Here is a 7,772-nt window from a genome sequence, read left to right on the forward strand (position 1 = left end):
CAGCGGTCAGGGTCAGTCCCTTTGCTGCTTTCGCAAATCTTAGAGCGGTTCAGCGCCGGCAGAAACGCAGAACCCGCATAACTCCTTGTTTTTACGCAATTCCGGCCGCAAAACCGTTACACACTTTTCCTGGAATTGCTCTAAGCTTCGATTCATGACCGAATCAAAATCCATGATCCTCGGCTGCGCCGGGAAATCCCTCACCGAAGATGAAATCCGCTTCTACGGCGACGAACGTCCTTGGGGCTTCATCCTGTTCGCGCGCAATGTCGGCGAGACCGAGCAGATCCGCGACCTGGTCGCCTCGATGCGCGAGAGCGTCGGACGCCCGGATGCCCCGGTCTTCATCGACCAGGAGGGCGGCAGGGTGCAGCGCCTGCGGCCGCCGCTGGCGCCGAACTATCCTGCAGGCGGAGCGCTCGGCGCGCTTTGGCGCGACGATCGCGAGGCCGGCCGCCGCGCCGCGTGGCTGCTCGCGCGGCTTCACGCCTTCGATCTGCTGCGCCACGGCATCACCGCCGACTGCCTGCCGGTGCTCGACGTCCCCATTGCGGGCGCCAGCGATGTCATCGGCGCGCGCGCCTATGGTATGGAGCCCAATGCCGTGATCGAGCTTGGCCGGGCTTCGGCCGAGGGCCTGATGTCGGGTGGCGTCCTGCCGGTCATGAAGCATATTCCCGGCCACGGCCGCGCCTTTGCCGATACGCATTTTGCGCTGCCGACGGTCGACACGCCCCTCGCCGAGTTGCGGCACCATGATTTCGCCCCGTTCAAGGCGCTCAACCACCTGCCGATGGCGATGACGGCGCATGTCGTCTACAGCGCGATCGACCCGGACAATCCGGCGACGACCTCGGCCAAGGTCGTCAACGAGGTGATCCGTGGCGAGATCGGCTTCGACGGGCTCCTAATGAGCGACGACACCTCGATGAAGGCACTTTCTGGGGATTTCCCGACAAAGGCGGCCGCGATCCTTGCGGCGGGCTGCGATCTCGTCCTTCACTGCAACGGCGTTTTCGAGGAAATGTCGGGGATCGCGTCGCGTACGACGGTGCTCGAAGGCAAGTCCTTGGCGAGAGCGGAGCGGGCGCTGGCCTATATAAAGGACCGCGACGTCGCGGACGAAAGCACCATACGCGCGGAATTCGCCACCTATTTCGACGCGGTGGCCTGAACCGAAGGGAAAGCAAGGCAAGTGGCGGAAACATTGGACAGCAAGGCCGCGAAGGCCGCACCGATGGACCGTCTGTGGGCCGAGAACGACGAGTCACGTCTGACCGGCGATCCGTCGCTCGTGGTCGATGTCGCCGGCTTCGAGGGCCCGCTCGATCTTCTGCTGCATCTGGCGCGCAACCAGAAGGTCGATCTCGCCCGCATCTCGATCCTGGCGCTCGCCGAGCAATATCTGGCCTTCATCGAGAAGGTGAGGGCGCTGAGATTGGAGCTCGCGGCCGACTATCTGGTCATGGCGGCATGGCTTGCCTTCCTCAAGTCGAAGCTGTTGATCCCGAAACAGCCGGGCGAAGAGGGCGAGAGCGGCGAGGAACTGGCAGCGGTGCTGCAATTCCGGCTGAAGCGGCTGGAGGCGATGCGTGATGCCGCTGCGCGGCTGGTCAACCGCAACCGGCTCGGCCGCGACGTCTTCGCGCGCGGCATGCCGGAAATGGTGATCGTCGAGAAGCGCAATGCCTATTCGGCCTCGCTCTACGATCTGCTGACCGCCTATGCGCAGCAGCGCCAGCGGCAGGCGATCAGCAACGTGACGATCGCCAGACGCGCCGTATGGTCGCTGAAGGACGCACGCGACGTGCTGGCACGGCTGGTCGGAACGATTGGCGACTGGACGGCGCTCGACAGCTTCCTGATCCAGTATCTGGCGGCGCCGGAAGAAAGGCGCACGGCAGTCGCCAGTTCGTTCGCCGCGACACTCGAAATGGTGCGCGAGGGCAAGCTGGAAGTGCGGCAGGATCAGGTCTTCGCGCCGATCTATCTGCGCGGCCGCGCACAAGGGGTCAAGGCAGTCGAGGTGGCATCATGAGTGAACGCGCCAACGCTTCGGTCATCCCGTTCAAGGTCGAACCGGAAGCCGAGATGGCCGAGCAGGGTTCTATCGAGAACCCCGCCGAGCGGCTGCAATTGTCGGAAGCAGTCCGCATGGCCGAGGCGATCATCTTCGCCAGTGCCGAGCCGGTCAGTGAAAGGCAACTGGCGGCGCGCCTGCCCGAGGGCGTCAACATCGCGGCGGCAATGGCCGATCTGCAGGAAATCTACGCCAAGCGCGGGGTCAACCTGGTGCGGGTCGGCGACGCCTGGGCGTTCCGCACCGCCGGCGACCTGGCTTTCCTGATGAGCCGGGACTCGGTCCAGCAGAGAAAGCTTTCGCGCGCGGCGCTCGAAGTGCTGGCGATCATCGCCTATCATCAGCCGGTCACCCGCGCCGAGATCGAGGATATCAGGGGGGTCGAGACCTCGAAGGGCACGCTGGACACGCTGCTGGAGACGGAGTGGGTCAGGATGCGCGGCCGGCGCCGCACGCCCGGCCGTCCCGTGACCTACGGCACGACCGACGCTTTCCTCGATCACTTCGCGCTGGAGGAGATCCGCGACCTGCCCGGCATGGAAGAGCTGAAGGGCGCCGGATTGCTCTCGACGCGCATGCCGTCCAATTTCTCGATGCCTGTGCCGCCGGCCGATCCGGACGCGCTGGCCGAGGACGAGGATGCGCTGACGGATATCGACCTCGAGGAGCTCGGATTGCTCACGCCGCGCGTCACCGAAGAGTGAGTGCGAAACCGATACGAATGGTCTATTAGCGGGGGCTGCGCGGATTCGTAGCAAGGCGCTCACGCCGAAAGTGCGTGACATCCGCTAGCCATTTTACCAACTTCATTGCGGTTGTGTTTGAATCCCCGAGCGAAAACGCATAGATCATCGCCGAGGGAAAACATTCGAGAGAGATTGTTATGGGTTCACTATCGATATGGCACTGGCTGATCGTTCTGGTCATCGTGCTGCTCCTGTTCGGCCGCGGCAAGCTGCCGGAGCTGATGGGCGACATGGCCAAGGGCATCAAGAGCTTCAAGAAGGGCATGGCTGAGGACGATACCGACGACAAGCGGACCGTCGAGCACCGCGCCGACGAGACCGTATCGCCGGGCAAGGAAAAGGTCAGCAAGAGCTGAGTCCGGTTGTTGCTTTGAGCATGTCGTTGTCCCAGAACCCTTTCGTGTTTTTGGGCGACAGGCTCTCGTTGGAATAGATTGCCATGTTCGAAGTCGGCTGGAGCGAGCTGCTGGTGATCGCGGTCGTCATGATCGTGGTCGTCGGGCCGAAGGATTTGCCCAACATGCTGCGCACGTTTGGCCGCACCGCGGCCAAATTGCGCGCCATGGCGGGCGACTTCCAGAAGCAGTTCAACGACGCCCTGAAGGAAGCCGAGCTTGACGATGTCAAGGACTCGGTCGACAGCCTTCGTGGGCTCAGCCCGATGAACGAAATCCGCAAGCAGCTCAATCCGTTCGAGCAGGCGGCGGCCGACGTGCGGGCCGGCGTCGATACGATGATGAAGCCCAAGCCGGCTTCCGATCAGGCGCCCTCGGATGCAACGACCCCGCAGCCTGCCGAGCCGCTGAAGAACGGCGCGACGGAAATCCCGGGCATCAACGGAACCGACGTCGCCCCGGCTGTGCCGATGTCCCCGCCAGCTGCGCCGATCTCCCCGGCCTTGACTGAGGCCTCCGTGACCACGCCCATTGCGGAGACCGCCGGGTCCGCCCAGCCGGCGAAAAAAGTGGCCGCGTCGAAGACGAAAGCCGCCGGTGCAGCGGCGAAAGCCGCATCGGCCAAGGCTCCGGCGCCTAAAGCCCCGGCAAAATCTGCGCCGGCGCCCGCAAAGGCCGCAGCGCCTGCTAAGAAGGCGGCACCCAAGGTTCAGGCCAACCCCGCGGCGAAGAAGCCGGCCGTGAAAAAGGCCGCCGATGCCAAGAAGACGGCAGGAGCCGCCAAGTGAGCGTCTCGGACAAGGAGAGGGAAGAGATCGAGAAATCCTCGGCGCCGCTGATCGAGCACCTTGTCGAGCTGCGCCGGCGGCTGATCTGGTCGCTGGGCGGCTTCTTCATCGCCTTCCTCGCCTGCTTCTTCTTCGCCAAGCGCCTGTTCAACCTTCTGGTCGTCCCGTTCAAATGGGCGACGCAATGGGCTGGGCTCGACCCGCACAAGGTCGAGCTGATCTACACGGCGCCGCAGGAGTTCTTCTTCACCCAGGTGAAGCTCGCCATGTTCGGCGGCATGGTCATCGCTTTCCCGCTGATCGCCACGCAGATCTATAAATTCATCGCGCCGGGTCTCTACAAGAACGAACGCAGCGCCTTCCTGCCGTTCCTGATTGCGTCGCCCATCCTGTTCCTGATGGGCGCCTCGCTGGTCTATTTCTTCTTCACCCCGATGGTGATGTGGTTCTTCCTCGCCATGCAGCAGGTCGGCACCAACGACCAGGTGCAGATCTCCTTGCTGCCGAAGGTGTCGGAATATCTCAGCCTGATCATGACGCTGATCTTCTCCTTCGGCCTCGTGTTCCAGCTGCCGGTGGTGACCAGCCTGCTGACGCGCGTCGGCCTTCTGTCGTCGCAGGCGCTGGCCGAGAAGCGCAAATGGGCGATCGTCATTGCCTTCGTCGTCGCCGCGGTGTTGACCCCGCCAGATCCGATGAGCCAGATCGGCCTCGCTCTTCCGACCATCGTGCTCTACGAGGTCGCGATCTTCACTTCGCGCCTGATCGAGCGCAGCCGGGAGCGCGACCGTCTGGCGCGCGACAGGCAGGAAGAGGCAGACAGCGCTGTCGCCGGAAAGACGCCGGACGCGCCGTCAACCTAGCGCTAAAACCTGGTCCCGGGCCTGAAAAACACGGCTGCCGGCTGCTGCTGTCTTGCATCGATCAGGGATGCGGTTTACGCCCTCGAACCTTACTCGAGGACGGAAAGCCATGCTTGACATCAAATGGATTCGCGACAACCCGAAGGCCCTTATCGAAGCGCTGGTGAAGCGCTCGTGGTCGGCTGAGGACGCCCAGTCCGCCGTCGAGGATCTGATCGCCAGGGACGAGGAGCGCCGCACCCATCTCAGCGAATTGCAGGTCAAGCAGGAGCGCCGCAATGCCGCTTCGAAGGAAATCGGCAATGCCATGCGCTCGGGCGAGGCCGTGCTTGCTGAAAAGCTCAAGGCCGAGGTCGGCGAGATCAAGGCGTTCATCCAGAACGGCGAGGCGCGCGAGCGCGAGCTCGACCAGGCGCTGAACGACGCGCTTGCGGTCCTGCCCAACGTGCCGCTCGACGACGTGCCGGTCGGCAAGGACGAGCACGACAATGTCGTCAAGCGCGTCGTCGGCGATGTGCCGACCCGCCCGAACTGGGTGAAGGAGCATTTCGAGATCGGCGAAGCGCTCGGCATGATGGATTTCGAGCGTGCGGCGAAGCTGTCCGGCTCGCGCTTCACGGTGCTGAAGAGCCAACTGGCGCGCATGGAGCGCGCGCTCGGCCAGTTCATGATCGACCTGCACACGACAGAGCACGGCTATGAGGAGATCCAGCCGCCGCTGATGGTGCGCGACGAGGTTCTCTTCGGCACCAACCAGCTGCCGAAATTCGAACTGGACCTGTTCTTCACGCCGCATGGCGACGGACGGCTGGGCCTGATCCCTACGGCGGAAGTGCCGCTGACCAATCTGGTGCGCGAGGAGATCACGCCGCATGAGAAGCTCCCGCTGCGCTACACGGCGCTGACGCCGTGCTTCCGCTCGGAAGCGGGCTCGGCCGGCCGCGACACGCGCGGCATGCTGCGCCAGCACCAGTTCTACAAGGTCGAGCTGGTGTCGATCACCGACCAGGAAAGCTCGCTCGCCGAGCATGAGCGCATGACGCAATGCGCCGAGGAGGTGCTGAAGCGGCTCGGCCTGCCGTTCCGCACGGTGACGCTCTGCACCGGCGACATGGGCTTTGGCGCACGCAAGACCTACGACATCGAGGTCTGGCTGCCGGGCCAGAACGCCTATCGCGAAATCTCGTCCTGCTCGGTCTGCGGCGACTTCCAGGCGAGGCGCATGGATGCCCGCTACAAGGACAAGGACGGCAAGGGCAACCGGTTCGTGCACACGTTGAACGGCTCCGGCACCGCGGTCGGCCGCGCTCTCATCGCCGTCATCGAAAACTACCAGAATGAGGACGGCGGCGTAACCATTCCTGAAGTGCTGCGGCCTTACATGGGTGGTCTTGCCAAGATCGAATCGAAATGAGTTCATGCGCATCCTGCTGACCAATGATGACGGCATCCACGCCGAAGGCCTTGCGTCGCTCGAGCGCATCGCCCGAACGCTCTCGGATGATGTCTGGGTGGTGGCGCCCGAGCAGGACCAGTCCGGCTACGCGCATTCGCTTTCGATTTCGGAACCGCTCAGGCTGAGGAAGGTCGGCGAGAAGCATTTCGCCGTGCGCGGCACGCCGACCGACTGCGTCATCATGGGCACGAAAAAGATCCTCCCCGGGCCGCCTGACCTCATCCTTTCGGGAGTCAATTCCGGCGCCAACATCGCCGACGACGTTACTTATTCGGGCACGGTTGCCGGCGCCATGGAGGGGGCGCTGCTCGGTATCCGTTCGATCGCGGTCAGCCAAGCCTATTCCTATCTGGGCGAGGACCGCGTCGTCCCTTACGAGACGACCGAAGCGCTGGCGCCGGCGCTGCTCGAAAAGCTGATCGCAACGCCGCTGCCGGAAGGCGTGCTGCTCAACGTCAATTTCCCGAACTGCGCACCCGACGAAATCGAGGGCACGGTCGTCACCGCGCAGGGCAAGCTCGTGCACAGCCTTTGGGTCGACGAGCGCCGCGACGGTCGCGGTCTGCCTTATTACTGGCTGCGCTTCGGTCGGGAGCCGGTCGAAGGCAAAAAGGGCACCGATCTTTACGCGCTGCGCAACCGGCTGGTGTCGGTGACGCCGCTGCAGCTCGACCTCACCGCCCATGAACTCCGCGACCAGCTGACCAAGGCGCTGTCATGACCATGGCTATCGACGACCGTGAAGGTTTCGCCGCTTTCCTGCTGCGGCTGCGCGGCAGGGGCACGGCGCCGAAGGCACTGGTCGCTGCTTTCGAGGCGACTCCGCGGCGCGGCTTCCTATCCGCGCAGTTCCATTCGATCGCCTGGTCGGAAGGCATGCTGCCGATCGAATGCGGCGAGGCGATCGAGGGCGCGGACCTGCAGGCGGCGGTGGTTGCGGCTTTGGCCATCGAGCCGGGCAACCGCGTGCTCGAGATCGGCACCGGGTCCGGCTATACGGCAGCCGTGATGTCCAGGCTTGCCGCGCGCGTCGTCAGCGTCGACCGCTACAAGACCTTGACCGAGCAGGCAAAGCAGCGATTCGAGGCGCTCGGCATCAGCAATGTCATCGTACGCCAGGCCGACGGCTCCAACGGCCTGCCCAACGAAGGGCCGTTCGACCGCATCATCGCCTGGGCGGCCTTCGAAAGCCTGCCGCGCTTCCTGCTCGATCAATTGTCGAGCGGTGGCGTCGTCATCGCGCCGATCGGCCCGGAGGAGGGCGAGCAGGTGCTGGCCAAGCTCACCAAGGTCGGCAGCCGTTTCGAGCGCGAGGACATCGGCATGGTGAGGCTGCAGCCGGTCCTGCGCAGCGTTGCCGCGGTGATCTAGAGCGGGATGAAGTCATCTCCGGTCGTATCCTGCATTGGCGAAGTAGTTTGAGCACTCGGCGGGTGTCGTCCGG

The 7,772-nt window shown here is 64.1% G+C and carries 9 protein-coding genes; all 9 read left to right on the top strand.

Going from position 1 to position 7,772, the window contains the following annotated elements:
• The first annotated feature begins 154 nt into the window (after nucleotides 1-154).
• The 9 genes from nagZ to CK218_RS22425 all read left to right on the top strand — a co-directional run bounded on the left by nagZ (nucleotide 155) and on the right by CK218_RS22425 (nucleotide 7,699).
• Complete coding sequence (gene nagZ, locus CK218_RS22385; RefSeq protein ID WP_095828918.1) at nucleotides 155-1,174, top strand: beta-N-acetylhexosaminidase; 1,020 nt, start codon at nucleotides 155-157, stop codon at nucleotides 1,172-1,174.
• A gap of 63 nt (nucleotides 1,175-1,237) precedes the next feature.
• Nucleotides 1,238-2,038, top strand: coding sequence for a ScpA family protein (locus CK218_RS22390; protein WP_067000872.1), 801 nt, complete (start codon nucleotides 1,238-1,240; stop codon nucleotides 2,036-2,038).
• Nucleotides 2,035-2,784 (top strand): SMC-Scp complex subunit ScpB, encoded by a 750-nt coding sequence (gene scpB / locus CK218_RS22395; protein ID WP_066999981.1) that lies wholly within the window; start codon nucleotides 2,035-2,037, stop codon nucleotides 2,782-2,784. Before CK218_RS22390 ends, scpB begins: the two co-directional genes overlap by 4 nt.
• 179 nt (nucleotides 2,785-2,963) lie before the next feature.
• Nucleotides 2,964-3,182: a twin-arginine translocase TatA/TatE family subunit gene (locus CK218_RS22400; RefSeq protein ID WP_066999984.1), complete on the top strand. Its 219-nt coding sequence runs from the start codon at nucleotides 2,964-2,966 to the stop codon at nucleotides 3,180-3,182.
• Nucleotides 3,183-3,265: 83 nt separating this feature from the next.
• Nucleotides 3,266-4,009 carry a Sec-independent protein translocase protein TatB gene (tatB, locus tag CK218_RS22405; protein ID WP_095828919.1) on the top strand — a complete coding sequence of 248 codons (744 nt, stop codon included), beginning with the start codon at nucleotides 3,266-3,268 and terminating at the stop codon, nucleotides 4,007-4,009.
• Nucleotides 4,006-4,872 (top strand): twin-arginine translocase subunit TatC, encoded by an 867-nt coding sequence (gene tatC, locus CK218_RS22410; protein ID WP_066999990.1) that lies wholly within the window; start codon nucleotides 4,006-4,008, stop codon nucleotides 4,870-4,872. The genes tatB and tatC overlap by 4 nt, the downstream gene beginning before the upstream one ends.
• Nucleotides 4,873-4,981: 109 nt before the next feature.
• Complete coding sequence (gene serS / locus CK218_RS22415; RefSeq protein WP_066999993.1) at nucleotides 4,982-6,286, top strand: serine--tRNA ligase; 1,305 nt, start codon at nucleotides 4,982-4,984, stop codon at nucleotides 6,284-6,286.
• A gap of 4 nt (nucleotides 6,287-6,290) precedes the next feature.
• On the top strand, nucleotides 6,291-7,049 hold the full coding sequence (gene surE / locus CK218_RS22420; RefSeq protein ID WP_067329562.1) for a 5'/3'-nucleotidase SurE: 759 nt from the start codon (nucleotides 6,291-6,293) through the stop codon (nucleotides 7,047-7,049).
• A complete protein-coding gene (locus CK218_RS22425) occupies nucleotides 7,046-7,699 on the top strand; it encodes a protein-L-isoaspartate(D-aspartate) O-methyltransferase (RefSeq protein ID WP_066999999.1) in 654 nt (217 codons plus the stop codon). Before surE ends, CK218_RS22425 begins: the two co-directional genes overlap by 4 nt.
• Nucleotides 7,700-7,772: the final 73 nt, after the last annotated feature.

This window comes from Mesorhizobium sp. WSM3879 (assembly GCF_002294915.1).
Lineage (GTDB): Bacteria > Pseudomonadota > Alphaproteobacteria > Rhizobiales > Rhizobiaceae > Mesorhizobium.